Annotated in this window: 29 protein-coding genes and 1 riboswitch; of the genes, 17 read left to right on the top strand and 12 right to left on the bottom strand. The window is 55.3% G+C overall.

Translation table 11 applies throughout. From position 1 onward, the window contains the following. Positions 1 to 10 precede the first annotated feature (10 nt). The 4 genes from IEV29_RS08870 to IEV29_RS08855 all read left to right on the top strand — a co-directional run bounded on the left by IEV29_RS08870 (position 11) and on the right by IEV29_RS08855 (position 4,442). Positions 11 to 874 (top strand): pirin family protein, encoded by an 864-nt coding sequence (locus IEV29_RS08870; RefSeq protein WP_188380831.1) that lies wholly within the window; start codon positions 11 to 13, stop codon positions 872 to 874. Positions 875 to 945: 71 nt separating this feature from the next. After that, a complete protein-coding gene (locus IEV29_RS08865; protein WP_188380830.1) occupies positions 946 to 1,443 on the top strand; it encodes a GreA/GreB family elongation factor in 498 nt (165 codons plus the stop codon). Between the two features lie 51 nt (positions 1,444 to 1,494). Continuing rightward, positions 1,495 to 1,878, top strand: a complete 384-nt coding sequence (locus IEV29_RS08860; protein ID WP_188380829.1) for a hypothetical protein — start codon at positions 1,495 to 1,497, stop codon at positions 1,876 to 1,878. Positions 1,879 to 2,118: 240 nt separating this feature from the next. Beyond that, positions 2,119 to 2,217: riboswitch (TPP riboswitch) on the top strand. 74 nt (positions 2,218 to 2,291) lie between these two features. Next, entirely contained in the window at positions 2,292 to 4,442 is a 2,151-nt protein-coding gene (locus IEV29_RS08855) for a TonB-dependent siderophore receptor (protein WP_188380828.1), read from the top strand. Between the two features lie 53 nt (positions 4,443 to 4,495). Here IEV29_RS08855 and IEV29_RS08850 read toward each other — a convergent pair whose 3' ends face one another. From IEV29_RS08850 to IEV29_RS08835, 4 genes are all read right to left on the bottom strand, one after another. Then, a complete protein-coding gene (locus tag IEV29_RS08850) occupies positions 4,496 to 5,026 on the bottom strand; it encodes an AAA family ATPase (protein WP_188380827.1) in 531 nt (176 codons plus the stop codon). Then, positions 5,023 to 5,631: a nicotinamide riboside transporter PnuC gene (gene pnuC, locus IEV29_RS08845; RefSeq protein ID WP_188380826.1), complete on the bottom strand. Its 609-nt coding sequence runs from the start codon at positions 5,629 to 5,631 to the stop codon at positions 5,023 to 5,025. Before pnuC ends, IEV29_RS08850 begins: the two co-directional genes overlap by 4 nt. A gap of 263 nt (positions 5,632 to 5,894) precedes the next feature. Continuing rightward, positions 5,895 to 6,116 carry an I78 family peptidase inhibitor gene (locus IEV29_RS08840; RefSeq protein ID WP_229726290.1) on the bottom strand — a complete coding sequence of 74 codons (222 nt, stop codon included), beginning with the start codon at positions 6,114 to 6,116 and terminating at the stop codon, positions 5,895 to 5,897. 487 nt (positions 6,117 to 6,603) lie between these two features. Next, positions 6,604 to 7,101, bottom strand: a complete 498-nt coding sequence (locus IEV29_RS08835) for a pyridoxamine 5'-phosphate oxidase family protein (protein ID WP_188380824.1) — start codon at positions 7,099 to 7,101, stop codon at positions 6,604 to 6,606. Positions 7,102 to 7,396: 295 nt separating this feature from the next. Here IEV29_RS08835 and IEV29_RS08830 point away from each other — a divergent pair, with 295 nt between their 5' ends. From IEV29_RS08830 to IEV29_RS08790, 9 genes are all read left to right on the top strand, one after another. Further along, complete coding sequence (locus tag IEV29_RS08830; RefSeq protein ID WP_188380823.1) at positions 7,397 to 7,585, top strand: hypothetical protein; 189 nt, start codon at positions 7,397 to 7,399, stop codon at positions 7,583 to 7,585. Positions 7,586 to 7,733: 148 nt separating this feature from the next. Continuing rightward, entirely contained in the window at positions 7,734 to 8,090 is a 357-nt protein-coding gene (locus IEV29_RS08825; protein ID WP_188380822.1) for a response regulator, read from the top strand. Positions 8,091 to 8,229: 139 nt separating this feature from the next. Then, on the top strand, positions 8,230 to 8,967 hold the full coding sequence (locus IEV29_RS08820; protein WP_188380821.1) for a TetR/AcrR family transcriptional regulator: 738 nt from the start codon (positions 8,230 to 8,232) through the stop codon (positions 8,965 to 8,967). Then, entirely contained in the window at positions 8,967 to 10,472 is a 1,506-nt protein-coding gene (locus IEV29_RS08815) for an efflux transporter outer membrane subunit (protein ID WP_188380820.1), read from the top strand. Before IEV29_RS08820 ends, IEV29_RS08815 begins: the two co-directional genes overlap by 1 nt. Beyond that, complete coding sequence (locus IEV29_RS08810; protein ID WP_188380819.1) at positions 10,469 to 11,680, top strand: efflux RND transporter periplasmic adaptor subunit; 1,212 nt, start codon at positions 10,469 to 10,471, stop codon at positions 11,678 to 11,680. Before IEV29_RS08815 ends, IEV29_RS08810 begins: the two co-directional genes overlap by 4 nt. Before the next feature lie 11 nt (positions 11,681 to 11,691). Continuing rightward, positions 11,692 to 14,805 (top strand): efflux RND transporter permease subunit, encoded by a 3,114-nt coding sequence (locus IEV29_RS08805; RefSeq protein ID WP_188380818.1) that lies wholly within the window; start codon positions 11,692 to 11,694, stop codon positions 14,803 to 14,805. Between the two features lie 14 nt (positions 14,806 to 14,819). Further along, a complete protein-coding gene (locus tag IEV29_RS08800; RefSeq protein WP_188380817.1) occupies positions 14,820 to 15,563 on the top strand; it encodes a PIG-L deacetylase family protein in 744 nt (247 codons plus the stop codon). Positions 15,564 to 15,601: 38 nt separating this feature from the next. Further along, complete coding sequence (locus IEV29_RS08795) at positions 15,602 to 15,835, top strand: hypothetical protein (RefSeq protein WP_188380816.1); 234 nt, start codon at positions 15,602 to 15,604, stop codon at positions 15,833 to 15,835. 59 nt (positions 15,836 to 15,894) lie between these two features. Next, the gene (locus IEV29_RS08790; RefSeq protein WP_188380815.1) at positions 15,895 to 16,086 is read left to right on the top strand and encodes a YqaE/Pmp3 family membrane protein; all 192 of its coding nucleotides are present in this window, start codon (positions 15,895 to 15,897) and stop codon (positions 16,084 to 16,086) included. A gap of 22 nt (positions 16,087 to 16,108) precedes the next feature. Here the strand turns inward: IEV29_RS08790 and IEV29_RS08785 are convergent, their stop codons facing one another. The 3 genes from IEV29_RS08785 to IEV29_RS08775 all read right to left on the bottom strand — a co-directional run bounded on the left by IEV29_RS08785 (position 16,109) and on the right by IEV29_RS08775 (position 17,047). After that, positions 16,109 to 16,456, bottom strand: a complete 348-nt coding sequence (locus IEV29_RS08785) for an antibiotic biosynthesis monooxygenase family protein (RefSeq protein WP_188380814.1) — start codon at positions 16,454 to 16,456, stop codon at positions 16,109 to 16,111. 93 nt (positions 16,457 to 16,549) lie between these two features. Beyond that, positions 16,550 to 16,771, bottom strand: a complete 222-nt coding sequence (locus IEV29_RS08780; protein WP_229726289.1) for a DUF1653 domain-containing protein — start codon at positions 16,769 to 16,771, stop codon at positions 16,550 to 16,552. Next, positions 16,772 to 17,047: a hypothetical protein gene (locus tag IEV29_RS08775; protein WP_188380813.1), complete on the bottom strand. Its 276-nt coding sequence runs from the start codon at positions 17,045 to 17,047 to the stop codon at positions 16,772 to 16,774. It abuts the gene before it with no gap. A gap of 178 nt (positions 17,048 to 17,225) precedes the next feature. On the opposite strand from IEV29_RS08775, the gene IEV29_RS08770 reads away from it, so the two are divergent. Next, complete coding sequence (locus tag IEV29_RS08770) at positions 17,226 to 18,044, top strand: EF-hand domain-containing protein (RefSeq protein ID WP_188380812.1); 819 nt, start codon at positions 17,226 to 17,228, stop codon at positions 18,042 to 18,044. 73 nt (positions 18,045 to 18,117) lie between these two features. Here the strand turns inward: IEV29_RS08770 and IEV29_RS08765 are convergent, their stop codons facing one another. Together IEV29_RS08765 and IEV29_RS08760 are read right to left on the bottom strand one after the other, a co-directional pair. Beyond that, positions 18,118 to 19,191 carry a PQQ-dependent sugar dehydrogenase gene (locus IEV29_RS08765; protein ID WP_188381133.1) on the bottom strand — a complete coding sequence of 358 codons (1,074 nt, stop codon included), beginning with the start codon at positions 19,189 to 19,191 and terminating at the stop codon, positions 18,118 to 18,120. A 191-nt stretch (positions 19,192 to 19,382) separates the two neighbouring features. Beyond that, a complete protein-coding gene (locus IEV29_RS08760; protein ID WP_188380811.1) occupies positions 19,383 to 19,613 on the bottom strand; it encodes a DUF6139 family protein in 231 nt (76 codons plus the stop codon). 256 nt (positions 19,614 to 19,869) lie between these two features. Between IEV29_RS08760 and IEV29_RS08755 the strand changes: the two genes are divergently transcribed. Then, positions 19,870 to 20,076: a hypothetical protein gene (locus IEV29_RS08755; RefSeq protein ID WP_188380810.1), complete on the top strand. Its 207-nt coding sequence runs from the start codon at positions 19,870 to 19,872 to the stop codon at positions 20,074 to 20,076. Positions 20,077 to 20,136: 60 nt separating this feature from the next. Here the strand turns inward: IEV29_RS08755 and IEV29_RS08750 are convergent, their stop codons facing one another. The 3 genes from IEV29_RS08750 to IEV29_RS08740 form a co-directional block, all read right to left on the bottom strand. Next, entirely contained in the window at positions 20,137 to 21,657 is a 1,521-nt protein-coding gene (locus tag IEV29_RS08750; protein ID WP_188380809.1) for a PepSY domain-containing protein, read from the bottom strand. 14 nt (positions 21,658 to 21,671) lie between these two features. Next, positions 21,672 to 23,867, bottom strand: coding sequence for a TonB-dependent receptor (locus IEV29_RS08745; RefSeq protein WP_188380808.1), 2,196 nt, complete (start codon positions 23,865 to 23,867; stop codon positions 21,672 to 21,674). A 194-nt stretch (positions 23,868 to 24,061) separates the two neighbouring features. Further along, complete coding sequence (locus IEV29_RS08740; protein ID WP_229726288.1) at positions 24,062 to 24,460, bottom strand: DUF2946 domain-containing protein; 399 nt, start codon at positions 24,458 to 24,460, stop codon at positions 24,062 to 24,064. Between the two features lie 146 nt (positions 24,461 to 24,606). On the opposite strand from IEV29_RS08740, the gene IEV29_RS08735 reads away from it, so the two are divergent. Both IEV29_RS08735 and IEV29_RS08730 read left to right on the top strand, forming a co-directional pair. Continuing rightward, positions 24,607 to 25,212 (top strand): flavin reductase family protein, encoded by a 606-nt coding sequence (locus IEV29_RS08735; protein ID WP_188380806.1) that lies wholly within the window; start codon positions 24,607 to 24,609, stop codon positions 25,210 to 25,212. 64 nt (positions 25,213 to 25,276) lie between these two features. Beyond that, entirely contained in the window at positions 25,277 to 25,912 is a 636-nt protein-coding gene (locus IEV29_RS08730) for a DUF2238 domain-containing protein (RefSeq protein WP_188380805.1), read from the top strand. Positions 25,913 to 25,961: the final 49 nt, after the last annotated feature.

Here is a 25,961-nt window from a genome sequence, read left to right as displayed (position 1 = left end):
AGATCCAATCATGAGAGCCGATGCGCTGACAGCCAGAACCGTTCAAGACGTATTTCCCGCCATCCGGGACGACATTGCCGATCTGCATACGTGGCGCGCCCTGCCCACGGAACACGTCTGGATGGTCGATCCTTTCCTGTTTCTCAATCATCACGGTCGTCAGGTTTATCCACGCAATAATCGCGGCCTGCCTTTTGGTCCGCACCCGCATCGCGGCTTTGAAACGGTCACGTTCATCCTTGAGGGAGATATCGCCCACCGCGACAGCGGCGGTCACGAAAGCGTGATCGGTGCAGGGGGCGTGCAGTGGATGACTGCTGGTAGCGGTCTGATCCATTCGGAAACCTCATCGGACGTCTTCAAGAAAAATGGCGGGCCGATGGAGATTCTGCAGTTGTGGGTCAACCTGCCGGCACGACTGAAGATGACGCAACCCGCCTATCGCGGTTTGCAGCAGGAAGACATTCCGCAGATTGCCGATGCTGGTGGCGCGCTGGTGCATCTGGTGTCCGGTGAATGGAATGGGCATCGCGGACCATTCACGCCACTGCTGGACATTGTCAGCATGTGGTTCACGCTTTCAGCAGGCCAGCAATTCTCCTTGTCGATTGCATCGCAACGTGCGGTGTTCTTCTATGTCATTCACGGCAGTGTGGTGGTCAACGGACGCACTGTTGATGCGCGGCATCTCGCCACGTTTGCCGATGATGGTGAGCAACTCCACATATCGGCTTCTGCCGATGCCGTCATCCTGCTTTGTCACGCCGAGCCACTCGACGAGCCGGTTGTATCGCACGGCCCGTTTGTCATGAATACGCACGATGAGATTCGTCAGGCAATTGCTGATTATCAGGCGGGCAAGTTCGACGGCTGATCTTATGTGCTGCAGCGTACTGACGCGCGCGCCTTATCCGGCGATCCTGATCAACAACGAAAGGATTCGCAATGAACAAGGCTTTCGTCAAGGAAGGTGCTGAGGACGAGACACTCATTCCAGTGCCGACGATGCCGGTCGGTGTAAAAAACTACATTACACCAGCTGGCTTTGAACAGATGCAGCAAGAGTTGCAGCGTTTGTCGACGGCGCGTGATAGTGGACTGGGAGAGTCGATTGACGCGCGTGAGCGCGATCAACGCATCCACTATCTGCAGGCGCGGCTGGAAACCGCAGAAATCGTCGATCCATCGGTGCATGAAGATGGCGGGCCGATTCGCTTCGGTGCGACTGTCACCTACGAACATCAGGATGGTGCGCAGCACGCCATCACGATCGTCGGTCTTGATGAAATCGATCCGGCAGATGGCCGCATCAGCTGGCTTTCACCGATCGCGCAGGCATTGCTCAATGCAGAACCCGGTGACAGTGTCGTCCTGGAATCGCCATCCGGTGAAGAAGAACTGTCGGTCATCGAGGTTCGATATCCCAAGGCGGCGGAACCCTGATCATTGCCGCTTGTCTGATTTATACCGTTTGCATTGGCAAAGGAGACGCACATGACACATCCCTCTACGAAAGATGCCTCAGCAAAAAAAAATGAAAAGGCACACGCCACCGCTGGTGAGACAGTACGTGACGAACACGCGCTTGATGGTGCATTGGAAGACACATTTCCTGCGAGCGATCCGGTAGCCGAAGTTGCTTGTGACAAGGAAGACTGCAAGACTGAAAAAGCGGGCGAGTCGCAACTGGACGACGCGATTGAGATGAGTTTTCCGGCCAGTGATCCGATCTCGGTCGACGCTGGCATTACGCGCATTGAACGTGTACCGGCCGACAAGAACGCATCTGAAAAAGCTGATGCACATGACGACCATCAAAATAGCGCGATCGTCGAAGAGAGCGAAGAAGCTGCTGCCAGAAAAAGTGCAAAAAAATAGAACGCCAACCCATTGCGCTCACCGATAAGTCAGCTTTCTGCAAAAATGCCGCGTACGATTTCACGTGGCATTTTTTATGTGCATTCGCTCTGTTCTTATTGAGGAAAGACAGGATCGTCATTGAAGTTTTAGCGTACTTTTTACCGTCTTTGTCGCAGACTCTGTCGACATGACGCAACATTCCAACCCTGCCGAAAGGCCGGGAATCACTTGATTCGCAGCTTTTTTCTGTTAGTATGCGGCCCACGCTAGGGGTCCTGAAGAGCAATCTTCGGGTGAGATGAAACCCTTGAACCTGACCTGGATAATGCCAGCGTAGGGAAGCGAAAAGTCACTCAAGGTAATTCTTCCCTCCAGAGACTCTTTGTTCATTCCCGCGCGGCCTGTCCGTAACGCGATTGAGTGAGCAAACAATGTCTGCATTTCCCTTCCGTCACAAATTGATCGCACTGGCCGTTGCCAGCGCATTGACCCCTGCTGCCTTTGCACAGACCAGTACAGGCGAAAATGTCTTGCCGGAAGTCGTCGTAACTTCCGCGCCTGCCGAGGGCATCGCACGCAATGCCAGCGTGGGTGGTTTTTCTGAAGCGCCTTTGCGCGAAACACCGGCATCAATCAGTGTCATTACGCACGAACAGATGCAGGAACGCAGCGTGCGATCTGCAACGGATGCGGTGAAATGGGATGCCAGCGTGCAAAACTCGTATAACGCGGTTGGTCTGGCCGACTGGTTTGCGATTCGTGGTTTTGTTCTCGATCAGGGCGCGAACTATCGCAAGGATGGCATGGTGATTCTTGCGCAAGCCATGGTGCCGATGGAAAACAAGGAGCGCATTGAAGTGCTCAAGGGCCTGGCTGGTTTGCAGGCCGGTATTGCGGCATCCGGCGGTGTGCTGAACTATGTGACCAAGCGCCCAACCGATACGCCGACACGTTCAGCAACGTTTGAAGTACGCGAGCGCGGTACGGTGTACGGCGCAGTTGATCTCGGTGGTCGTTCTGATGATGGCGTTTTTGGCTATCGCATCAATGCGGCTGCGGAAGAGATCAAATCCTATGTACGTGGGTCGAATGGCGACCGTCGTTTCATCTCCGGTGCATTTGATTGGCGCCTGAGTCCGCGTGCTGTTGTGCAGCTGGATATGGATTACCAGCACAAGTCACAACTGACTGTGCCGGGTTATCAGTTGCTGGGTGCTGCGCAAAGCATTCCAACCAATGTGAGTGCGAAGAGAATGCTCAACGATCAGTCGTGGAGTCGTCCGGTTGTTGATGACAACGACAACATCGGCATCAAGTTTGAATATGAATTGAACGACAACTGGCGCACGACATTGCAGGCCAACAAATCAACCTTGCGTCGTGATGATGCGGTGGCATTGCCTTCCGGCTGTGTTCCGGAAGGATTGATTATTGGTTATTGCAGTGATGGTCGTTATTCTTTATATGATCTGCGCCGAGACAATGACAAGCGTTCCATCATGACGACGCAGGCTCTATTGCAAGGTAACTTCATGACGGGAAGTGTGCGCCATGATCTGACGACGGGCGTTTCCACACTCAATCGCCGTGATAATTTTGCCGACTACACGTTCGGTTATGTTGGTGAAAGCAGTATCTATGACCCGGCATATTATGACTATGCGCTTGGTCCAACCAATCCTGTTTCCCTGCGCCGCAAGGATGAAGAGCGTGCAGCTTTCATTCAGGATGTGATCACGCTGACCGATCGCATGAAGTTGCATGCGGGTGTTCGTTATGTGCAGCTCAAGCGTGAGCAATTCAATTCTGCTGGCACGACGACGCGCAGCACCGATGACAATTTCGTTCTGCCCAATGTGGCCCTTGTCTACGCGTTGCGTCCCAACGTCAATGTGTATGGCGCGTACTCGCAAGGCCTGGAGCCGGGAGGCGAGGCACCGACCGGCACAAATAATGCCGAGATCATTCTCGATCCAAGCAAATCGAAGCAGATCGAGTTCGGTGTGAAAGCGGACGTTACGCAGGATATCAATGTGTCTGCTGCCGTGTTCCAGATCAAACGCAATAACGAATATGTGAACGCAGCATCAGACTACGTGATGTCTGGCACGCAAATACATCGCGGTGTCGAGTTGGCCGTGCAAGGGCGTGTTACACGCGAGCTAATGGTGGGGACCAGCTTTACCGCGCTGCAGGCAAAGGCCGAAGGAACGGGGGATGATCGTATCGAAGGCAAACGCATCGGTAACGTACCGCGCTTCAAATCGGCGGTCTACATGGACTATGCACTCCCGCAAATGCCTGCGGTGAAGCTGAATGCGACCTGGATTTATTCGACAAGCAAAACATTTGCACCGAACAACCAGATTGCAGAACTGAACCGCAAGGTGGACGGCTACCATATCGTTAACCTGGGAGCACGTTATGCGACGAAAATTGGCAATACGGCGACCACATTGCGGTTCGGTGTGGATAACGCATTTAACAAGTTTTATTGGGGAGATGCCTCGAATGCCTTTGGTGGCTATCTGATTCCGGGTGCACCACGACTCTTCCGCATGTCGGCACAATTCGATTTCTGATCAATTTTATTTTTACGGAAATGCCGCTACGACGAATGTTCTAGCGGCATTTTTTATTGTCGATGGGTGTTCTCGAGATAGTCGATTACCTGCATCATGCGCGCTTCCACATTGCCATCGACGAGTTGATAAGCAATGTTGGCCGCGGCGAGCGCGCGCAACAGGCGCGCATGAATCTGCTGTCGCACATCGTCCGATTCCCGTTGCAAGCCATCCGGCATCCAGGGTGTAGTCGGTGCCGTGACGATGGTGGCAGCATAATCATGCTGTGACGCTAGCAAGCCAAGCGGCGCATCGATTCCACCGAAATAATAGTCGCTGTAAATTGCCGTCATCAGCGGTGATGTATCGCAAAACAGAAAGCGATGCGCGAACACTTCATTTTCCGCCTCATGCTGTCGCTGCATCGTGGCAATCAGAAACTGTTCTTCTGCATGTGGTGTGCGTTGGTGCAAATCGACAAAGGTGCGCAGATATTCCGGTACCCAGCGGGTCTGATAATGCGCAGCCAGCGTCTTCGCCAGTGTGGATTTACCGGTCGACTCGGCACCGAGGATGACGACGCGTTGCACAGTTGTGCTCATGGCACTCCCGCTCGGATTGTCAGGGATTTCTTCCAGGCGTTTAATCCAATGCACGCCAGCACGGCAAACAGTCCGTAAAGCACAGCGGTCAGATAGAGATTCTTGTGGATGTATAGACCGATATACAGCAGATCAATCGTGATCCACATATGCCAGTTCTCCAGTGTCTTGCGTGCAAGCAGAAACTGGGCAACCAAGCTGCCTGCCGTGAGGAAAGCATCGATATGGGCAACATCACTGTTGGTGAAGCGCGCCAACAAGATGAAAATCAAGCCATATGCCGCGCCCCAGCTCGCGATTGTCAATGACCAGCCTTTTCTTGATAAGTGCGAAACCGTGATGCCCTGATGCAGTCGGCCGCCGAACAGCCATTGATAGGCTCCCCATATGGAGACGGCAATGAAGACAAACTGAAGACCCATGTCGCCATAGATCCGTGCTTCGTGAAAGACTTTTGCATATAACGCGGCTGAGATGATCGCAAATAACCAGCCCCACGGTGATTGCCGGATGTTCAGCGCGACCATGGCGAGTGCCAGCAGGAAGGAAATGATTTCCAGCCAGGAGGTCTGCAAGAAACCGAATAACAGGATGGGGGTGTGCATTGGTAGACAGTTGCGATTGGTCGCCGGAATTATCGCAGTGTTATTGCCTGTTACCCGATTTTCTTGTTGTCCTGCGTGCCTTGGCACCTTATGTCGCACCTCATGTCGTCACGTCAAGTGCGAACACGATTACTGCAATGTCAGAAAAAGCAAAGCCGCCAGCCGGCGGCTTGTTGATCCATGCACACGCTCCTCGTCTCGATGCCCTATGGAGCCAAGCCCAGCCGGTATCGTGGCCGCGGCAAAAATACGGATCAGGGACGCTAGCCGCAGGCGGCGCGGGTGATCTTGCCGGTTCGTGGATCGGTTTCGATCGTCACGCGCTCCTGGCGATAATCCATCGTCACGCCCTGGCCCGGTGCGATCTGGCGAACGATCGTCGCCCCCGTCCTCTGCATCGCCTGCTCATCGGTGAGGCGGTTCATGCCCACCAGCGCCTCAGCGGCATCCGGACGGCAGACGTTCGTCTTGGTGCTGTTATCCATATTGCCTCTACTGGTTTGGCAAGCGGTGAGTGTCCACGTGGCGAGCAAAATCGCTACGACAGAAATCGGTTTCGTTTTCATCTCGATAGTCCTTTTGGTGCGCTTCACTTCAGCATAATGACGGTTTCTCTGGTCCTGATTTTGGACGAGAAGGGATTTGGTTCCCTGATCACGGTCTGCCCACTACGGCAAGAGGCAGATATGGCAAAACCGCTTTTTCATATCATACCCCTCTATCATTTCACTCCTATGGCGTTGCAGGTTACTCGGCCACGATAAGCCTGGCAGCCTGAAGCCACAAGATATCGCCTTAGTGTTGATTTACAGTGTGTGGGCCTTTCACGGCATTGCCGTTTCCGTCGCCAGATCCATACTGAGTTGGTGTCGGGTGGGGACCAGTTCTTGCCATCGCGCATTCGAGCTATATGGCTGCCGCCCACCCATCACCGGATGTTGGGTCAGGATGGTCGCAAGATGTGGCCCGTTATCACAGCTTCATCTCGACATGTTCGCCGACGTCGGTCGGACGTTGTCCCGTCAGGATGCCTTTGGCGATGGCAAACAACTGCGTCATTTTGCTGGATGAGGAATCCCAGTATTCGGCAGTGACGATATCCAGATTGATGAGGGCGAGATCTGGATCATCGAGACCGCCGGGAAACCAGGCGCCGGCCATCGGGTTCCAGAGCTCCTCTGCCTTGTCACGATTGTGGACCAGCGTGGCTCGTCCCGAGACGGACACATAAAGGCTGTCATCGGGATTTGAGAATGTGATGTTGACTTCGGGCTGGCGCGACAGATCCTTGGTAAAGGCATTTTTGTCCGAGGTGAAAAACCACATCTGACCCTGCGCATCGATCTGCTGCGCCGTCATGGGGCGGCTGGACAGGGTCTGATCGGGGTTGACGGTGGTCAGCATGCCGAATTTAACGTTCTCAATTTTCTGACGCAGATTGGCAAGTTGCTCCTTGTGGGTCTCAGCCATGAAAAACTCCTTTGGAAATAATGGTGCAGATCTGCACATCGGGGTTTTTCACTGTAGCGCCAAAATGGCAAGCATCTCGGTACGCAAACCCACAGTACACGTGGTTTGCGGAAGAACGAATCGACGAGGCAGGCGTGCAATAAATGATAAGGAATGCCCTATTTTCCTACATGAAATCGAGCGCAATACCTATAGGTAACAATCGCGTAGCTGACTACATTACGAACACACGTTTTTAACAATATTTAACAAAGGTGGAGTTTGTTATGAAATTGCTTACTCAGCGAGGTTTGTCGTGAATATTCTTTTCAAAAGTGTTTCCACCTTTGGCATGTTGTCATCGATTGTCTGGTTTGCAATGTATCAAGATTTTGCTGCCGTCCTGCTTGGCATTCTTTCACTATCGGGTTTTATGCTGACTTTGCTATTCGTACAAAGTGCGGATGAACAAGGGCCGCCAACGATCATCCCTGACCTTGAATAAATAGCTGGCTTACAAGTTGTTGCTCACAGTTTGCTCTACATAAATTACGGCACGACGGTACCGTAAAGAGGATTTGACGCGTAGAATCGTCGCATCTGAAAAATAACAACGACTGCATGGCAGTGCATCAAGTATTGGGCTGTGGCAAATGACAAACGAAAAAACATTGCAGGTCTTGCTGGTCGAGGACAACGTCGACGCGCTGGAAGGCATGATCGAGATGACACGGTTTTTCGGCCACGAAGCGCATGGATGCGCTTCTGCAGAATCGGCGCTTGATCTTCTGACCAAAGAATCGTTTGATGTCATGGTGACCGATATCGGTCTGCCCGGCATGTCGGGTCTGGAGCTTGCGCGCAAGGCGCGTGAAATTCAGGAGCTCGACATTACAGTCGCCAGCGGTTACGCACGCGGTGATGATGTGCCCGATGACGTGGGCTGGCTGATGAAGCCTTTCGGCATTGAAGAATACGCCGCACTGCTTGCCAAGGTAGTAGGACACTGAAGCTGTCCGACGGATGGATTAAAAATAGCCGACAAGAATGTCGGCTATTTTTTTGCCTCTGATCTTATCGGATATGCAATTACATCAAACATCTGATTTAATTAAATCAAGTGTTTAATTTTGTGGTTTAATGGCGGTCATGAACGCTGCCAAAAAAACCTCCCCCTCTTTGACGCCGGATGATTCCGTGCCGGAAGCCGATCAGCGCCGTCAGCGCGCCGATGGCGCAGAGGCGCGCCAGCGCCTGTTGCACGCCGCATTGCGACTCTTTGCCGAAAAAGGGTTCAGCAAGACATCCACGCGGGATATCGCACAGACGGCAGGCGTCAACGTTGCTTCAATCAAATATTATTTTGGTGACAAGGACGGGCTGTACCGCGCCGCGTTTGCTGAATCGATGGGACCGGAATGCAATAGCTGGAGCGAAGGTCACGATGTCCACGCATTATCACTGCGTGATGCGTTGATGGTGTTCTACAAGGAGTTTCTGGCGCCACTCAAGCAGAGCGAAACGACGCAACTGGGCATCCTTTTGCATTTCCGTGAAGTGCTGGAACCAACCGGTATGTGGCAGGAAGAGATCGACAGACAGATCAAGCCATCGCATGCCGCACTGGTGCAACTGCTGCTCAAACATATGCAAGTCGAGCAAGAAGACGACGAAATTCATCGACTGGCATTTTCAATCGCTGGCTTGGCAATGCAGGTCTACATTAATGACGACATTCTGCGAGCGATTCGTCCGTCACTGATTGCGAGGGACGATGAGCTGGAGCGCTGGACAACGCAATTGACCGGGTACGCCGAAGCCATGGTGCTGGCTGCCGCAGCACAACGTCGCAAGCTTGCCTCTCAATCCGAACAACAACAAAAATGATGAACAGACTTCCTTTGCTTGTGTGTGCCGGCCTGCCGGTTCTACTGGCAGGTTGTGCGCTCAAGGCGCCGCCGGCCAGTGTCGATGCGCCGGCTCCGACACGGTGGTATGCGTCTGCACCAGCTGCACCAACAATCGATGCAGCGGAAGCACGCTTGCCACATGGCGGTGTTGTCACTGATCTGTCGCAATGGTGGCAGCAACAGAACGATCCCTTGCTGGTCGAGTTGATCGAAGCAGCGCAAATTGTCAGTCCGAACGTGGCATCGGCGCATGCTCGGATCGAGCAATCGCGTGCCAACGCAGTAGCAGCGGGCGCGGCGCTGATCCCCAAACTGGATTTGAACGCCAGCATGAATCGCACCAACAGTCAGCCGCCCTTGCCGCTCAACACCACATCACAAGTGGCGTTGCAGCCATCTTGGGAAATCGACTTGTTCGGAGCCAATCGCGCCACCAATCGTGCGGCCATCGTGCGTTACCAGGGTGCGCAAGCCAACTGGCACGATGCACGCGTGGCGGTTGCCGCGGAAGTTGCCAATCGCTATTACAGCCTGCGCACCTGTCAGAAACTGGTAGAAGTAACGCGTTCGGACGCGGCTTCGCGCAGCGAAACCGCACGATTGTCGGACTTGAGCATGAAAGCCGGTTTTGAAGCACCGGCCAACGCCGCGCTGGCGCGCGCCAGCGCGGCAGAAGCAAACGGACGCGCCACGCAGCAGCAGGCGCTGTGCGACATTGACGTCAAGGCAATGGTTGCGTTGACGGCCATCGACGAGCCGGTACTGCTCAGCAAGCTTGCTGCGTCATCCGTGCCTGCGACGACGCCGGGCATCGTGATTGACAGCTTGCCGGCCCAGACGCTGGTGCAACGTCCGGACGTCTTTGTTGCCGAGCGTGAGGTCGCCGCCGCCAGTGCAGAAACCGGCAGCGCCATGGCGGCACGTTATCCGCGCCTGACACTGAACGGCTCGATTGGTGTGGCGCGCTTCCATTCCGCTGGCGTGGCGACCGATTTACAGACATGGAGCATCGGGCCATTGCAGCTCTCTCTTCCCATTTTCGATGGCGGTCGACGCGCTGCCAATGTGGATGCGGCGCGTGCCAATTACGAGTCTGCGGTTGCCAGCTATCGCGGTACCGTGCGTCAGGCAGTGCGCGAGGTCGAAGAAGCAATGGTCAATCTGCAGAGTACGGCTTCGCGTAGCGATGACGCGCGTACGGCAGTGGATGGCTATCGCAATTCTTTCGAGGCAACCGAAGCACGCTACCGCAGTGGCCTGGCCAGCCTGATGGAACTGGAAGATGCGCGACGCATGCGGCTGGCGTCCGAACTGAACGCCGTCACACTCGAGCGTGAGCGCATGCAGGCATGGGTGGCACTGTATCGTGCAGCAGGCGGTGGCTGGCGCAACCCGGATCAGAACGCAAATGCCGCAGTCGCGACTTCGTTGCAGTCATCTTCTGGCACCTCTTCCGATTCCTCTGACGGATTGAAAAAATGAAACGCATCAACCTCAATAAGAAAAACAAAATCATCGCGATCAGCGCATTCATCGTTCTGGTCGTCATTCTGATCATCGTCTTTGCCGGTGGTGCACACGAGAAGAAAGCGGATGAAGCCGCACCAAAACCCGCGCTGACCGTAACGACTGTGCAGCCCGCGCAAGCGGCATTGCCAATCCGCATGAATGCCAACGGTACGATCACGGCATGGCAGGAAGCGATCATCGGCAGTGAGTCGAATGGCCTGAAACTGACCGACGTACGCGTCAATGTCGGCGATGTCGTCAAGCGTGGTCAGATATTGGCAACCTTCTCGCAAACCTCAACCAAGGCCGACGTGGCACAGGCACGTGCCTCGGTGATGGAAGCGGAAGCCAATGCCGCAGACGCACAGGCCAACGCGGATCGCGCAAAGACACTGGAAAGCACGGGTGCGCTGAGTACGCAACAGATCAATCAGTATCTGACGACCGCGCAAACGGCCAAGGCGCGTGCGGAAGCCGCACGTGCCACGCTGGAAGTGCAACAAATCCGTCTGACGCAGACCGAGGTAGTGGCACCGGATGATGGTGTGATCTCGGCCCGCAGCGCGACGGTCGGTGCCGTCGTGGGCGCGGGTACGGAACTGTTCCGCATGATTCGTCAGGGGCGGCTGGAGTGGCGTGCGGAAGTGACGTCGGAAGAGCTTGGACATCTGCATGTCGGTACGCCTGTTTTGTTGCGCGCTGCAAATGGAACGGAAGTCGCTGGCAAGGTGCGCATGATCGCACCAACGGTTGACGCCAATAACCGCTCGGCGCTCGTGTATGTGGATCTGTTGCCGACACCGCCCAAGGCCGCACCCGTGCGTGCAGGTATGTTCGCGAGCGGTGCGTTTGAGCTGGGTGAGTCCAATGCGATTACGGTGCCGCAGCAATGCGTCGTGATTCGTGACGGCTTCAGCTATGTGTTCCGTCTGAATGCGGACAATCGTGTAACGCAGGTCAAGATTGTGCCGGGCCGTCGTCTGGATGATCGTATCGAGATTGTGGAAGGGTTGGCTCAAGATGCCGTGATTGTGCAGAGCGGTGCCGGCTTTCTGAATGATGGCGACCTGGTGCACGTCGTGCAGGAACAGGCACCGGTCCAGACCCCGGCAGCCGATCCGGTAACACCTGCGGTACCGGCTGCGCCACAAGGCGCGCCGACCCAACCTGCCAAGAACTGATCGGAGCCGGCGTGAATTTTTCTTCGCTTTCCATCAAGAACCCGATTCCGGCAATCATGCTGTTTGTCCTGCTGACCCTGGCAGGTCTGCTCGCTTTCAAGTCGAGTGCGGTTCAGGATTTTCCGGATATCGAATTGCCCATCGTCACCGTCACGGCAACCTTGCCTGGCGCGGCACCTGCCCAGCTGGAAACGGAAGTGGCGCGCAAGATCGAAGATTCGGTTGCGTCGGTGCAAGGCATCAAGAACATGTATACCAAGGTGCTCGATGGCGTTGCCACGATCACGATTGAATTCATTCTTGAAAAGAATCTGTCCGATGCGGTGAATGAAGTGCGCGATGCCGTATCGCTGGTGCGTGCCGACATGCCGGCCGATCTGCGTGATCCGGCAGTGACCAAGGTTGCCACGGCCGGTCGTGTGGTGGTGACGTATACCGCATCGCCCTCGGCAGACAGCAACATGGATGAACAAGAGCTGAGCTGGTTTGTCGACAACACCGTTGGCAAGCGCATGCTGAGCGTGCCGGGTGTGGGCTCCTTCAAACGTGTTGGTGGCGTCAAACGACAAGTCCGTGTCGAACTTGATACGGATCGCATGGCGGCATTGCACGTGTCTGCTGCGGATGTATCGCGTCAATTGCGTGCGGTGCAGCTGGAAGCGCCGGGTGGTCGTGGGGATGTCAGCGGTGCCGAACAGGCGGTGCGTACGATCGCGACTGTCAAGACCGCGGCAGAGCTGTCGCAAATGCAAGTGCCATTGTCCGATGGCCGTCGTATTCGTCTGGATCAGGTGGCACGGGTGATCGATACGATTGCAGAGCGACGCGCGACGGCGTCTCAGGATGGCAAGACAGTCGTCGGATTTGAAATCTTCCGCTCCAAGGGTGCAAGTGAAGTCAAGGTCGCCGAAGGTGTTGCCAAGGCCGTGGAAGAACTGCAGGCGTCCAACCGGAATGTCGTTTTCAAGCAAGCCATCGACAATGCACAGCCAGTGCAGGAAAACTTTGACGGATCGATGGAGCTTTTATACGAAGGGGCCTTCCTGGCGGTGCTGGTGGTCTGGTGGTTCTTGCGCGACTGGCGTGCCACGATCGTGGCAGCGTCGGCGTTGCCGCTGTCCGTCATTCCAACCTTCCTCGGTCTCAGTTACTTTGGCTATACGCTCAACACGGTGACGCTGTTGTCATTGGCACTGGTGATCGGTGTACTGGTAGATGATGCGATTGTCGAGATTGAAAACATCTCGCGACATTTATCGATGGGCAAGACGCCGATGCAGGCCGCGATGGAGGCGGCGGATGAGATCGGCATGGCGGTGATTGCCACCACCTTTGCACTGGTGTCGGTGTTTCTGCCGACTGCCTTCATGGCGGGGATTCCCGGATTATTCTTCAAGCAGTTTGGCTGGACGGCAGTGCTGGCGGTATTGGCCTCGCTGGTGGTTGCACGTTTGCTGACGCCGATGATGGCAGCCTACATTCTCAAACCAAAAAAAGAGCATGTCGAGAAAGATGGCTGGATCATGCAGCACTACATGCGCACCATGCAGTGGTGTTTGCGGCATCGTCTGACAACGGTGATTGCGGCAGCGATTTTCTTTGTGGTGTCCGTGTCGCTGGTAGCGTTGTTGCCAACGGGGTTTGTGCCGCCGGCTGATCGTGCCCAGACGCAAATCACGATCGAATTGCCGCCGGGCAGTACGCTCAATGAAACGATTGCTGTCTCTGAACGCGTCCGTCTTGCTGTGATGGGCGATAAAAACATCACCAGTGTCTTCAGCTCGATTGGCGGTGGTTCGAGTGGTGATGCCTTTGCGCCGGGTGCTGCTGCAGAGGCGCGTCGTGCGGTGTTGACACTGACGACGACCCACCGCAATGATCGCAAGCAAACCATGTCGCAGATCGAAAACGGTATTCGTGCCAATATCGCCAATATTCCGGGCGCACGTTTTACCGTTGGCCCGCCGGATACCGGCGTCAAGATGCAGCTTGTTTTGCGCAGCGACGATCCGGTCGCGTTAAGTGATGCTGCCAAAAAGGTCGAACGTGAATTACGTACCTTGCGTGGCATCGGCAACGTGACCTCCAGTGCTTCGCTGGTGCGGCCAGAGATCATCGTGCGCCCCGATACGGCACGTGCGGCCGAACTGGGCGTGACGGCGTCGAGCATTGCCGAAACCGTGCGTGTTGCCACGGCCGGCGATTATGATCAGAACCTGCCCAAGATGAACCTGAGCGAACGTCAGGTGCCGATCCTGATCAAGTTGCCGGACGCAGCGCGGGCCGATTTGTCGACGATCGAACGACTCACTGTGCCGGGCCGGAATGGCCCGGTGATGATCGGTAATGTGGCGACGGTCACCATGGATAGCGGACCGGCCCAGATCGACCGTCTCAATCGCAGCCGCAATGTGACACTGGATGTCGAACTGGGGGCGCGCTCACTCGGTGAGTTGAATCAGGAAGCGCGCGCCCTGCCGTCGATGCGCAATCTGCCGCCAAATGTGAAAATTGCGGAACTGGGCGATGCGCAGGAGATGCAGGCACTCTTCGAGAGTTTCGGTCTGGCGATGCTGATTGGTGTGCTGTGTATCTATGGCGTACTGGTCTTGCTGTTCCGCGACTTCATGCAGCCCATCACGATTCTGGCGGCCTTGCCATTGTCGATTGGCGGCGCATTTGTGCTGTTGCTGCTGGCAGGCAAGGCGCTGTCGATGCCATCCATGATCGGTCTGATCATGCTGATGGGGATCGTCACCAAGAACTCGATTCTGCTGGTTGATTACGCGATCATGGCGCGTCGCGAAGGGATGGCACGTTTTGAGGCGCTGGTCGATGCCTGTCATAAACGTGCGCGTCCGATTGTGATGACGACGATCGCGATGGGCGCCGGTATGTTGCCGCTGGCCCTGGGCTGGGGCGCGGATCCGAGCTTCCGCTCACCGATGGCGATCACGGTGATCGGCGGTCTGATTACGTCGACGATGCTGAGCTTGCTGGTCGTGCCGGCCGTGTTCACCTACATCGATGATCTGGAACAATGGTTGAAGCGCCTCATGGGACGTGACGCACATGGTGACGGACATGCGTCCCATGCCGAACCCAAACCGCAACCGGAGAACTGATGCGGGAAACAAAGATGACGACTGACGTGTGGGATTTTCCACAGACACCGCGCCCGCTTGCACTGCATGCTTTGTCGATGGCAGTGCCGCCACGCATTGTGGTGCTGGCACCGCATCCGGATGATTTCGATGCGATTGGCGTGACCTTGCGACATTTTCATCAGGCAGGGGCGGCGATCCATCTCGCGGTGCTCACGACCGGTGCCAGCGGTGTGGAGGATGGTTTTGCGGGCGCGACGACGGATCAGCAAAAAGGCGATTTGCGTGAAGCCGAACAGAAAGACAGTTGTGCTTTCTTCGGCTTGCCACTCGAACGCATCACGTTCCTGAAACTGCCGCCGGATGAAAGCGGGAATCCAAAGCTGGATGATGCAAATCATGCATGCATTCGGGATTATCTGGCAGCACGCTCGCCGCAACTGGTATTCATGCCGCATGGTAATGACAGCAATGTCACGCATCAGCGGACGTATGCCCTGTTCCGCGCTGTGGCATTGGCCGAGCAATGGTCGATGTGGGCAGTGTTGAATCAGGACGCCAAGACCGTCAAGATTCGTACCGATTTGTATACGCCGTTTGACGAAGCATCTGCAGAATGGAAAGCTGCGTTGTTGCGGCTGCATTGTTCGCAACATCAGCGTAATCTGCATACCCGCGGCAAGGGGTTCGACGAACGTGTGCTGGCGATCAATCGTCAGGCGGGTGCGACGGTCCATGCACCGTATGCAGAGATTTTTGAAGTGGAGCGCTTTGGCTGACGTCCGAAGCAACCGAGAAGTAACAGGAAGGAAGCGCGATGGCGTGCGATCACAAAAAAGTATTGGAATTGGCGAAAGCCGGAAACTGGGAAGAGTCTCACGCGCTGGTGCAGGTGCACGGCGACGAACTGTCGTGCCAGATCCACGGTTATCTTCATCGTGTGGAAGGCGACTTGAGCAATGCCCGCTACTGGTACAGCCGAGGCAACAGCACGTTGCCAGCCAATAGTCTCGAAGAGGAATTCGAGCGTTTGAGTGCGCGTCTGCGTTGAGTTGCGTAGCAAGGACAGAGCGCACGACTGATTCATCATCACTTCATCAAGGAACGACCATGAGATTGCTGATTGCACTGATTTTGCCGTGGCTGACCTTTTTTACGATCGGTCGTCCGATTGCGGGCATTGTCTGCCTGATTCTGCAGATTACCTTGATCGGCTGGGTGCCAGCCGCGATCTGGGCTGTGTACGCATTAAGTCAGTACAACACCGACAAAAAAATACAGCGCGCACTGAACACGCGCTGATGCGACGCAGGCACGGGCGATGCTAGTCCTTGTGTGCGGTGCGTGAGTCGGTCGGTGCTTGGGCCCGATCGTGCAAGCCGTAGTCGCGCACGACATGCGCGACACGCAGGCGGTAATTTTCAAAAATGGTCTGGCGACCTGCAGCCTGCGTATGACGATGCGCTTCCAAGTTGCGCCATTGCCGCACCGCTTCTTCATCCCGCCAGTAAGACAGGGAAACAAACTTGCCCGGCTGTGCCAGGCTTTCGAAGCGTTCGATGGAAATGAACCCATCGATGGTTTGCAACAAGGGTTTCAAGGCCGCAGCCGCATCAAAGTAATCTGCCTGATGATCCGGATGCGGAACGACTTCAAAGATGACGGCAATCATGGTGCGCTCCCGTGGCAGTTGCGTGTCGGTTAAGCGTGGCAGGTTGGCATGCCATTCTGACAGGTCGGCGACACGTTGGCGTGTGTCTTGGGATTAATCCTTGACCGGTGTAAAGCGCTGTACCGTTTTGCCCTGATGCTCGATTTTTTCAAAGAAAACAGAAGAAGGTCGTGTCCAGTAGGAGCCATCGGCTGCCGTGTAGACAATCATCGTGACATCCGGATCGGACTCAAGACGGGCTGCACAGATAAAGTTGTACAGGCCACCTTTAAAGTGCTGATATTGTTTGGCGTAACTTTCCACGATGGCGGGCACTTACTTTCCAACAAACCAGCCAGCAATGATCATCACAATCCCGACGTTGATCGGAATATTCAGGCCCTTTTGTTCGCGACCGTAAGCCTTGGTCAGATTGCGAACCGCAAATCCACCCCACGCCAGCAGGTTGCCGCCTCCGCGCAGCCAGTCGTTTTCATTGGCACCGCTCAGCAACTGTTGCGCGCCGATGACGGCAAAAAAGATGCAAATTACAGCCAGGCCGAGGCGAACACGTTTCTGTTGAAGCAAGGCTTCGAGGGATTCCCCAAACATGGTTACTCCTTTTGATAAGAGCGCTATTGTAAGGGAGCTCACAAATCCACGCATCAATCTCAATATTTTGTTAAATTTCCGTCCCTGAGCCTTGTAAACCTTGGCACTCGCCGATTCATGTGCAAAGATGATCGGACATGTGTTCGCCTGAGGGCGGACTTTTTCAGCGGAGGACATCATGATCGGTGGCATAAACAATGGAGGATGGGCGGTCCAGAAGACCGACTCGGCCAAGGTTGCGACCGATTTACTGGCCAAGGCCGATGACATTCTGCAAGGCACCGAAAAGCCGACTCGCCAGACTGCCCTGACCCGTCCGGCGGATCAGGATACCGGGGATGGCGGCATTGGTTATGCCCGTGGCTTCCCTGCCGACGTACAGCTCGGTGATGAGCTGGCGGCGCAACTGGATCAGTCCCGTTTTTCCCGTGAAGAAATTGCTGTTCGCAATCCGACGGCGCAAACCGTATTCACCAGTCTGGATGTGGAAAACAAGGGCTACCTTGATCGCCAGGCATTGCAGGCGGCGTTCGACAAGATGTCGGACGACAGCGAAGCGAACGCGCAGAAGGTTGAGCAACTGCTGCAGGAGCTGGCCGATGGTAATGAGCAAATTTCTGCCGATCAGTTTGCTGCAGGCGTGAGCCAGATCGCACCGCAGGATGCGAGTGCGGCTGATGCGCTGAGCAGTGCTGACGTAACCGATGTTGTGGCAGAGTCTGCTTCGGTGCCTGCAGCTTTGGGCGTGCCGGTGCAGTCGACTGCGGTAGAGAGCAGCAGTGTTGCAGATATGAATAGTGATGGTTTGGTTGGGCTGCAGGAACTGGTGTCGTTCCAGACCAAGCAGGCGCAGGTGCAGCAAGTAGAGCAAACCTCGCAGCAGGAGCGTGACATCGTCAACCGCATCACGACGCAACTTGTGCAGACCTACGGTCGGTTTGATGCACAGGTCGCGAATGCGACCGCGCAGGTCAATCCTTTCAATACCACGGCCTGATCACGCCCATATACATGCGCGAACCATGCGCATCACGTGATTTAACCGGCCGTATTCTTCTCAAATCCTAACCTTACTTCGCGGGCAGAAGCTTCAGGATTTGTCCTGCAGATTCATCTGTTGCAATGTACAGATAGCCATCCGGCCCCTCTCGCACATCCCTGACGCGTGCTTTTAAATCCGGCAGCAGTTTTTGCTGGCGCACGACTTTGCCGTCCTTGATCTCCAATCGCTCCAGATTGCGGAATACCAGTGAGCCGACAAACAGATTTCCCTGCCATGCCTTGCCGTAGCGATCGCTATTCAGAAAGGTCATGCCAGACGCTGCAATCGAGGGTGTCCAGTGGTGGACCGGCTGTTCCATGCCCGATTTCGATGTAATACCTTCACCAACCTTGCCGCCGCCATATTGCTCGCCGTAGGTGATAACCGGCCAGCCATAGTTTTTTCCGGGTTCCGGATGGTTGATCTCATCACCGCCTTGTGGTCCGTGCTCGTGAATCCATAGCTGCCCGTTGGGCCCGCGCGTTGCTCCCTGAATGTTGCGATGTCCGATGCTCCATATTTCAGGCAGAGCGCCCGCTTTGCCGACATATGGATTGTCTTTGGGGACGGAGCCGTCCTTGTTGATGCGTACAACCTTGCCGTGATGGTTGTCCAGTGTCTGTGCGTCCTGCGCGCGGTGGTAGCGTTCGCCCAGGCCAAGGAACAGGGTGCCATCTGGATTCTCGACAATCCGACATCCGAAATGGAGTGCGCTACGGGACTTCGGCAACTGGCTGAAGAGAACTTTGACGTTGCTGAGCGACCTGTCGTCTTCCGACAACCTTGCGGATGCCAATGCGGTGGAGCTGCCGTTGCCACCTGTTTTATCGTTGGCGGGTTCGCTATAGCAAAAATAGACCGTACGATTGCTGGCAAATTTGCTGTCGACAATGATGTCCAGCAATCCGCCCTGCCCGCCGGCTTGTATTTTTGGCAGACCACTTACTGCCGACATGGGCTTGCCTGCCTGGATGAGTTGCAGGCGGCCGGGCCGCTCGGTCACTAGCATGGTGTTGGTATCGATGAAGGCAATCGCCCACGGATGTTCGAGTCCCTTTGCCACGACTTCGGTGCGCAATTCGACTGCCTGTGCCGGGAGCATGGTGGCCAATACGGCAAGGCCAAGAACCGGTGTCCACAACGAGCAGACAGGGAGCGTCAATGTGGCGGAGGATTGCGACATGTAGGGCGACCTTTCACTGGCAAAAGACGGGTGCGGCGAGAATCTAAATGGAGGCAGCGACCGTCGTAATCGCTAGCTGGCAAGACGGTCACTGCAGCGGGATGCGTTGCCTAGATCGCTTTGACGCTGGTGATGGCATAACCTTTGGCGCTGATCTGTTCATGTGGGTCGTCGATGGCGAATTCGGGAAGCTGCGTGGCATCGTCATCCACATCCACACCGCGATCGCTCAGTTCCCAGTCGGTGTTGATGGCTTCTTCCGGGATGATCTTGCCTTCTGGTACGGCGAGATAGGAAAAATGACCCGCATGTTCCGCTCTTCTGTAGATATCGACGCGCATGACGAAATTCCTCCAAATGTAGTGGCTGGCCTTTTGTGACCGCAAGGGCATACAAAGGTTGCGCCAAAAATGCATGAATGAGCTGGTCTGTTCCTTGCTAAATGGTTTGCTCCAGCGCAATTTGTGCGATTTTGGGCCGCAATGGTTTCAAAATAGCAGAATGAGCGATGAAGATGAACAATGTCTGTGCGTTACGGTATGTAACGCAATATTGACGCTACGTCATTGTGCATGAAGAAGCGTGAAAGGGATCAAGATGTTGAAGTACGATTTTTCGCTGAAAACCAGAGACGGCCTTTGTCTGAAAAGCATCATCATCGGTGGCATGGACCGCAATGATGCCGAACGTAAATTGCGCCAGGTGTACAGGAATTGTGAAGTCCTGCATTGCGATATCAAAGGCGACCTGCAGCGCCCGGGCTATTTGAGCCTGAATCAGAGAAGTCTGTTCGCAACAGCCTGATTCCTCAGTCGAATCACTTGCACGGCAGGTTGTCGGACAGTAGACGCAGGCACGAGGTGCCTATCGCAGTTTTATTCCCAGTCGTCGCCAGCCGATCACAATGCCTGTCACGCTGAGGACAAGCCCGCCCAGGCTCAGTGCAATCAGGAGGACGTCCCACAACGGTCGTCTTTCCAGCAACGGCAGCCAATCCCAGCTGTGGAGCATGGCAAATAGCCAGCGATTGATGCGACGTGCTTCATCCGTTTTTCCCAAGATCGCGCCGGGTCGCGGATCGACATGTACCCACGTTTTCTGCGGATCATCAAAGATCACACGTAAAACCGGTAGCGGCTTTTCCGTGCCGCCAAGCATGGTGTGCGCATCGCGTGCGTAGTAATACAGATCGTAGTCATTCAGCTGTGTGATGCCGCGCACCGGGTAAGGCAATAAACGGGTGACAGCCGCATCCAGTTCCTGTCGATCAATCACGCGGGCTTGTGCGGTATGGCTATCCAGCAGAATCGACGCGCCTTGCGCATCGGAGGCGGACACCGTGTTCTGTGCAAGCGTGCGTGTCCAGCGCAGTTCCTTTACTGATGATCCGGCGGCGTGCAATAGAGTGCCCGGTACGGCATCCTGCGACGAAAGTATGAGTGGACCGCCATGCATTTGTGATGTTTGCAAGGGTGCAGCGCCGCTATCAAAAATACGCCATGGATTCATCGACATCAATCCGCTAAAGATCCATGTGATGGTGATCAAGGCAAACAGCAGTCCGGTGATGTGGTGCCAGCGCATGAAGCCGCCACGGTAAGGTGAATGTGACCCACTGCGGTAGGGCTTGGAGAAACGCCATCGAAATATGCCGATAATCGTACCGCTCAGCGCGACGACAATGCCACCGATGGAAAGCCCGATGACAATGTCGCTCCACCATGCGTTGAAGACGTTGCCGCGGAACGGATACAGCCAATGTATCCATGCGCCGGCATAATTCCAGACACGCTCGTTGCGTGTCGCATCGCGCACGACTTCACCGGTCTTGCCTGAGATGTACAGCAAGGTGTTGTCGACATCGTCGAGTTGTACGCGATGCAACGGGCGATGCTTATCGAGGTTGCGGGAATGACTGAATGCATCTTCGTCTATCTCATCGATGTAGGTCGTGGTGATGTTCGGTCCGGCGTATGCCGCGGCACTGGCGAGTGCCAGCGCGCGATCTACGTGCTGCAGACGTTGCCCCGACCGGGCATCGACGATGACGGTCCCGTTACGCTGGCGCGCCTTCGCCTGCGCTGAGGTTTGCTCCGCGGCAGGTGTTGCCATGTAGACCGGTTCTCCACCGCGCGCATTGGCAAGTCGCAATTCTTCCAATACACCGTTGATGCCTGCGACATGCAATGCCTGACTAGGCGATAAGAGTTCGGCTTGTGCATCGAGCGCTGGCAGATGCTGCAAGCGTTCCCGCTCGGTCAGTTTCGGGTAGCCGACGTACATCATGACGACCCCCGAGACAAACCACATCGCAAAGAACAGGCAGGCAACAATGCCCAGCCAGCGATGGATGAGAAACAGCCAGCGTTTCAAACGGGTTTGCATGCGTGGTGCTCCGTTCAGAACGTGATGCGCAAGCTCACATCGGCGGTGCGTGGTGCGCCGAGGTAGACAGATTGTGGAACATTGTTATCGCTACTCACATTCAGAGCGTAAATCTTGTCTGTGACATTTTTTACGCGAGCAACCAGAGAGAGATTCTTGTTTATCTGATAGGCAAGACCCAGATCCACTAATGTGTACGCAGGCCATGTCGCTGAATTGGTGTTGTTTGCATAGACTTTGCCAACGTGTCTCATGCCCAGACTAGCCTTGAGGTCGGGTGTAAATGCATAGCTTGTCCACAAGTTGGCAATGGTCGATGGCGTATTGGCGGGGGTATTCCCTGCCAATGACACGCCGGTGCTGGTAAGGAAGGTTTCGTATTGCGTATCCACGTATGACAGATTTCCCTGGACGCTCCATGCGGGCGTCATGAGTAGTCCCGCAGATAGCTCGATGCCCTTTGCGCTTTGCTCGCCGATCAATTGCGTAATGTTGTTGCTCGTGACCGCGACGTTCTTGCGAGTGATGCTGTAAAGCGCCACGCCAGCATTACCCTTGCCTTGCCAGAAATCCATCTTGCTGCCGATTTCGAGCTGACGACCTGTCGTCAGGTCTGTGTTGTTGATGGCATTGGCAAAGGTGGCAGTCGAGAGCGAGCCCGCAGGCGGATCGGCTGCCGTAGCATATTGAACATATGCCATCGCATGAGGGGTGATGTCCCAAACTAATCCGATTCGACCGGTAGTCGGGTTATAGCTTCGCTGATAATTCGCGGGACTGGTCGCACTGACTGCCCGACGATTGATCAGATCCAGATTGATACGTTCGTGCCGAAGTGCCGTGACCAGATTCAGTGTTGGCAGTAATGCGGTCCGGTTCTCAAGATAAAGCGCTGTGGTTGTGATCTTGTTGGTGCGATCTGCGTTAAAGCCGGGACTCATGCCGGGAATGTTGAAGAAATTCTCGGTCACGTAGTTATAGGGGTCAACCGTGCTGATCGTTCCTGTCAGGCTGCGTGGAAAACGCGTTTGCTTGTTCAGACTGACATCGAGTCCGAAAGACCAGTCACTGCGCCGGCCGCCAATCTCTCCGTGATACGTGCCATCAATGCGATTGCCGACCAGTCGCTGATCGTGGCGTTGGAGCAATGCACCCGAGCGAATGACGTTGGTGTTGGCTGGATCAAAGCGATAACTTTCTACATTCCGATAATCTCGTTGTGCATCGTAGGCATAAAACGTGTTCTTGAACTGTAAAGTGTCGTTGACCTTCAGATCAGTCATGGAACGCAGCCACTGCACACGTTGCTCATACACGGCATCGGCGCTGTTGTAGTTCTTGAAGCGGGTGCCTTCATCGATATGCAAACTGCCGCTGACCGGATTGAGCAATGGTGTGCCCCAGTATGGGCGATCTACTTTTTCGTTCTGATATTCGTAAGCCAGCGTATGCGTGAGGCCACGTCCGAGATCGGATAACAGCGAGGTTGCCAATTGCGTTGACCTGGTTTGCGTCCCATCGATCCAGCTGCCCGCATCACGATGATTGAGGTCTATGCGCGCGTAATGTGACGGGCCGCCCTCTTCGCCATCGGTGATGCGACGATTGATGCCGATGGAGGCTTCCTTCATATTGTCGGAGCCAAAGCGGATGCGACCCTCGGAAAGATCCTGTCGCTGCGCCAGCTTGGTAATGTAATTGATTGAACCGCCAACCGCGCCGGCACCGTATAGAAAACTCGAGGGACCGCCGATCGCCTCCACGCGATCAAAAATCCAGCTATCGATAGCGCGACTGGCAATCGTGTATTTGACGTCGATGCCGTTGTACAGCTGACTCAATGAACTGCTGTTGAAACCACGGTAACTGACGCCAACACTGCCTGGCGCATTGTGTGCGGTGATGCCAGGAATGGACTGTAGGATTTCCTGCGTGTCATCTGCGCCGCGTGCATCGATGGTGGCGCGATCCACGATGGTCACCGTAGCGGGTGTTTGACGTGGTGTCAGGCGCAGGCGGCTGCCGGTATCGGATGGCGTGTCCAGATTGAGTCTGCTGTTTTCTTGCGATGCGGTGACATCTACTATCGGCAATGTCTTTTCTTCTCTGGTCTGGGCATGGGCCAGCGTGACGGCGGAGGACGAGAACAGTACGGCGATCAGCAGCGCGATTTTCTTCGGCGTGAACATCCCTTGATCGGATCGAATCATTTTTATTCCTGCAAATTGGTTGCAGCGCCATGAAGGCGATTACCCATCCATCGCTTCAATGGCGATGTGATACTCAAGTACGGGTAATCGGGTTTCTGGCACGTTCCTGTTTGTCAGCACGACATCAGTCTGTGCTGACAGTGGATAACGACGCTGCGTACATCCGCAAGAGGATGCGCAGCGTCTGGCAATGATCAGGAAAGTGCAGGGGGTGCGCGCGGAGAGGCTGTGGTCCAGACATACAGACCTTGAGGGGCCTGATAGAAGAGCGCGGGGAATGCGCCGCGTGGCGGAATGGAATGAATGAGGGGTGCGGTCGTTGCCGGCAGTCCCGTTGCGACACTGTTGGTTTTACAGAACGGGCAATGCTCGAAGTGATCGACCTGTTCCTGGTGATGCGTGGGTTCAGGCTGCTGTGCTGCATCCACCTGCACCATCTTGCTGCCTTCCATCGTACAGATTTCCACGACCGTCTGTTCAATGCCATGCGCATTGTGTTTGGCCAAGGCGTGTGAAATCGACGGCGCCAATGCAGCCAGCAGGATCGTGCACAAGGCGATCCATGCAGCACTGCGTTGCATGACAAGCGTCATTCTCATCGTGGCGGGCAAATAGAAGGGCGAACTGTGGGCATCATACGGGCGTGTTCATCGGGCTGACAAGTGGACATCTTGTCTCGCATGCAGGATTGCAACATTCACGGTATCGTTTCGCTCTTGATCAGGCAGGAAAGTCATGTATGAACACATCGTATCGTCGTCCCGTCGAGGCGGAAAAAGCCTATCGCCTACTCAATCATGGTCCGACCGTTCTGGTCAGTGCCGCATACGCAGGCCAGCGCAACATCATGGCGGCGGCATGGGCCATGCCGCTGGATTTCAAACCGGGTAAGGTCGCTGTTGTGCTGGACAAAAGTACATGGACGCGCACGCTGGTGGAGGCATCCGGCCATTTTGCTTTGCAGGTACCAACCGTGGCACAGGCACACATGGTGGAAGCGGTAGGTAGCAGCGCCGGCAAGGTGCTGATTGACGAGGAAAACATCGACAAGTTCGCGGCGTATGGATTGAGCGTATTTCCAGGACAGGTTACCGATGCACCTTTGATTGAAGGTTGTGTCGCCTGGCTTGAGTGTCGCTTGTACCCGGAGCCGCATATTCAGGAAACCTACGATCTCTTCCTCGGTGAAATCCTGTTTGCGCAGGCAGACGAGCGAGTCTTCAGCAATGGTCGCTGGCATTTTGACGGGCATGATCAGCTGCGCACGATTCATCATGTGGCGGGCGGGCACTTCATTACGGCAGGGCCGGCAATCGATGCGCTGGCCATGCCGCGCGTGCGCTAGGTGGGAGTGGGCACATGAGCGAAATCAGCGTATCGTGGTTGCTATTGCGCCAATATGTCTGCCTATGAATACTGCGTCTTCCTCTCAAATCCGTTGGCTGCTGCTTGGTGTCGCACTGATTGTCGCGGCGTTGATTGTTTCCTTTATCAATCCATACGAACGTGCGACCTGGCTGATGGAAGTCATGCCGGTGTTGATCGCCGTCCCGTTGCTCGCGTGGACTTACAAGCGTTTTCCGCTGACCAATCTGTTGTACTTCCTGATCTTTCTGCATGCGCTGATCCTGATTCTTGGCGGTACCTACACCTATGCGCGGGTGCCGATTGGTTTTGTCGTGCAGGACTGGTTGGATCTGGCGCGCAATCCGTACGACAAGCTGGGCCATTTCTGGCAAGGCCTGGTGCCGGCCCTGGTGGCAAAGGAAATTCTGCTGCGTAACGGCCATGTGACAGGCCGCAAGATGGTGGCCTTTCTGTCGATCTGTGTGGCGATGGCAATCAGTGCCTGGTATGAACTGATCGAATGGTGGGCGGCCCTGTTGATGGGGCAGGGTGCGGATGAATTCTTGGGTTTGCAGGGCGACGAGTGGGACACGCAGTCCGACATGTGGTTTGCGTGCATGGGAGCCTTGTTTGCCATGCTGATTCTACGGCGCTGGCATGACCGTCAGATTGCACGTCTGCGAGGAGAGCGGAACTGACCCAATCCGGTGCTGTCGCATAACAAAATGTCGCTAATGCCGGCATCCA

Source organism: Oxalicibacterium faecigallinarum (assembly GCF_014635705.1).
In the GTDB taxonomy this organism is placed as follows: Bacteria; Pseudomonadota; Gammaproteobacteria; order Burkholderiales; family Burkholderiaceae_D; genus Oxalicibacterium; species Oxalicibacterium faecigallinarum.
The sequence above is the reverse complement of the archived record's forward strand: the minus strand, read 5'-3'. Positions and strand labels throughout refer to the sequence as shown.

Excerpts from the sequence above, each read along its gene's own strand:
- IEV29_RS08775 (WP_188380813.1), bottom strand. The coding sequence starts at position 17,047 with ATGTTTGGGGAATCCCTCGAAGCCTTGCTTCAACAGAAACGTGTTCGC.
- IEV29_RS08770 (WP_188380812.1), top strand. The coding sequence starts at position 17,226 with ATGATCGGTGGCATAAACAATGGAGGATGGGCGGTCCAGAAGACCGAC.
- IEV29_RS08790 (WP_188380815.1), top strand. The coding sequence starts at position 15,895 with ATGAGATTGCTGATTGCACTGATTTTGCCGTGGCTGACCTTTTTTACG.
- IEV29_RS08850 (WP_188380827.1), bottom strand. The coding sequence starts at position 5,026 with ATGAGCACAACTGTGCAACGCGTCGTCATCCTCGGTGCCGAGTCGACC.
- IEV29_RS08815 (WP_188380820.1), top strand. The coding sequence starts at position 8,967 with ATGAACAGACTTCCTTTGCTTGTGTGTGCCGGCCTGCCGGTTCTACTG.
- IEV29_RS08860 (WP_188380829.1), top strand. The coding sequence starts at position 1,495 with ATGACACATCCCTCTACGAAAGATGCCTCAGCAAAAAAAAATGAAAAG.
- IEV29_RS08825 (WP_188380822.1), top strand. The coding sequence starts at position 7,734 with ATGACAAACGAAAAAACATTGCAGGTCTTGCTGGTCGAGGACAACGTC.
- IEV29_RS08795 (WP_188380816.1), top strand. The coding sequence starts at position 15,602 with ATGGCGTGCGATCACAAAAAAGTATTGGAATTGGCGAAAGCCGGAAAC.
- IEV29_RS08755 (WP_188380810.1), top strand. The coding sequence starts at position 19,870 with ATGTTGAAGTACGATTTTTCGCTGAAAACCAGAGACGGCCTTTGTCTG.
- IEV29_RS08855 (WP_188380828.1), top strand. The coding sequence starts at position 2,292 with ATGTCTGCATTTCCCTTCCGTCACAAATTGATCGCACTGGCCGTTGCC.
- IEV29_RS08735 (WP_188380806.1), top strand. The coding sequence starts at position 24,607 with ATGAACACATCGTATCGTCGTCCCGTCGAGGCGGAAAAAGCCTATCGC.
- IEV29_RS08745 (WP_188380808.1), bottom strand. The coding sequence starts at position 23,867 with ATGATTCGATCCGATCAAGGGATGTTCACGCCGAAGAAAATCGCGCTG.
- IEV29_RS08835 (WP_188380824.1), bottom strand. The coding sequence starts at position 7,101 with ATGGCTGAGACCCACAAGGAGCAACTTGCCAATCTGCGTCAGAAAATT.
- IEV29_RS08865 (WP_188380830.1), top strand. The coding sequence starts at position 946 with ATGAACAAGGCTTTCGTCAAGGAAGGTGCTGAGGACGAGACACTCATT.
- pnuC (WP_188380826.1), bottom strand. The coding sequence starts at position 5,631 with ATGCACACCCCCATCCTGTTATTCGGTTTCTTGCAGACCTCCTGGCTG.
- IEV29_RS08760 (WP_188380811.1), bottom strand. The coding sequence starts at position 19,613 with ATGCGCGTCGATATCTACAGAAGAGCGGAACATGCGGGTCATTTTTCC.
- IEV29_RS08750 (WP_188380809.1), bottom strand. The coding sequence starts at position 21,657 with ATGCAAACCCGTTTGAAACGCTGGCTGTTTCTCATCCATCGCTGGCTG.
- IEV29_RS08810 (WP_188380819.1), top strand. The coding sequence starts at position 10,469 with ATGAAACGCATCAACCTCAATAAGAAAAACAAAATCATCGCGATCAGC.
- IEV29_RS08730 (WP_188380805.1), top strand. The coding sequence starts at position 25,277 with ATGAATACTGCGTCTTCCTCTCAAATCCGTTGGCTGCTGCTTGGTGTC.
- IEV29_RS08820 (WP_188380821.1), top strand. The coding sequence starts at position 8,230 with ATGAACGCTGCCAAAAAAACCTCCCCCTCTTTGACGCCGGATGATTCC.
- IEV29_RS08740 (WP_229726288.1), bottom strand. The coding sequence starts at position 24,460 with ATGACGCTTGTCATGCAACGCAGTGCTGCATGGATCGCCTTGTGCACG.
- IEV29_RS08765 (WP_188381133.1), bottom strand. The coding sequence starts at position 19,191 with ATGCTCCCGGCACAGGCAGTCGAATTGCGCACCGAAGTCGTGGCAAAG.
- IEV29_RS08785 (WP_188380814.1), bottom strand. The coding sequence starts at position 16,456 with ATGATTGCCGTCATCTTTGAAGTCGTTCCGCATCCGGATCATCAGGCA.
- IEV29_RS08800 (WP_188380817.1), top strand. The coding sequence starts at position 14,820 with ATGACGACTGACGTGTGGGATTTTCCACAGACACCGCGCCCGCTTGCA.
- IEV29_RS08840 (WP_229726290.1), bottom strand. The coding sequence starts at position 6,116 with ATGGATAACAGCACCAAGACGAACGTCTGCCGTCCGGATGCCGCTGAG.
- IEV29_RS08870 (WP_188380831.1), top strand. The coding sequence starts at position 11 with ATGAGAGCCGATGCGCTGACAGCCAGAACCGTTCAAGACGTATTTCCC.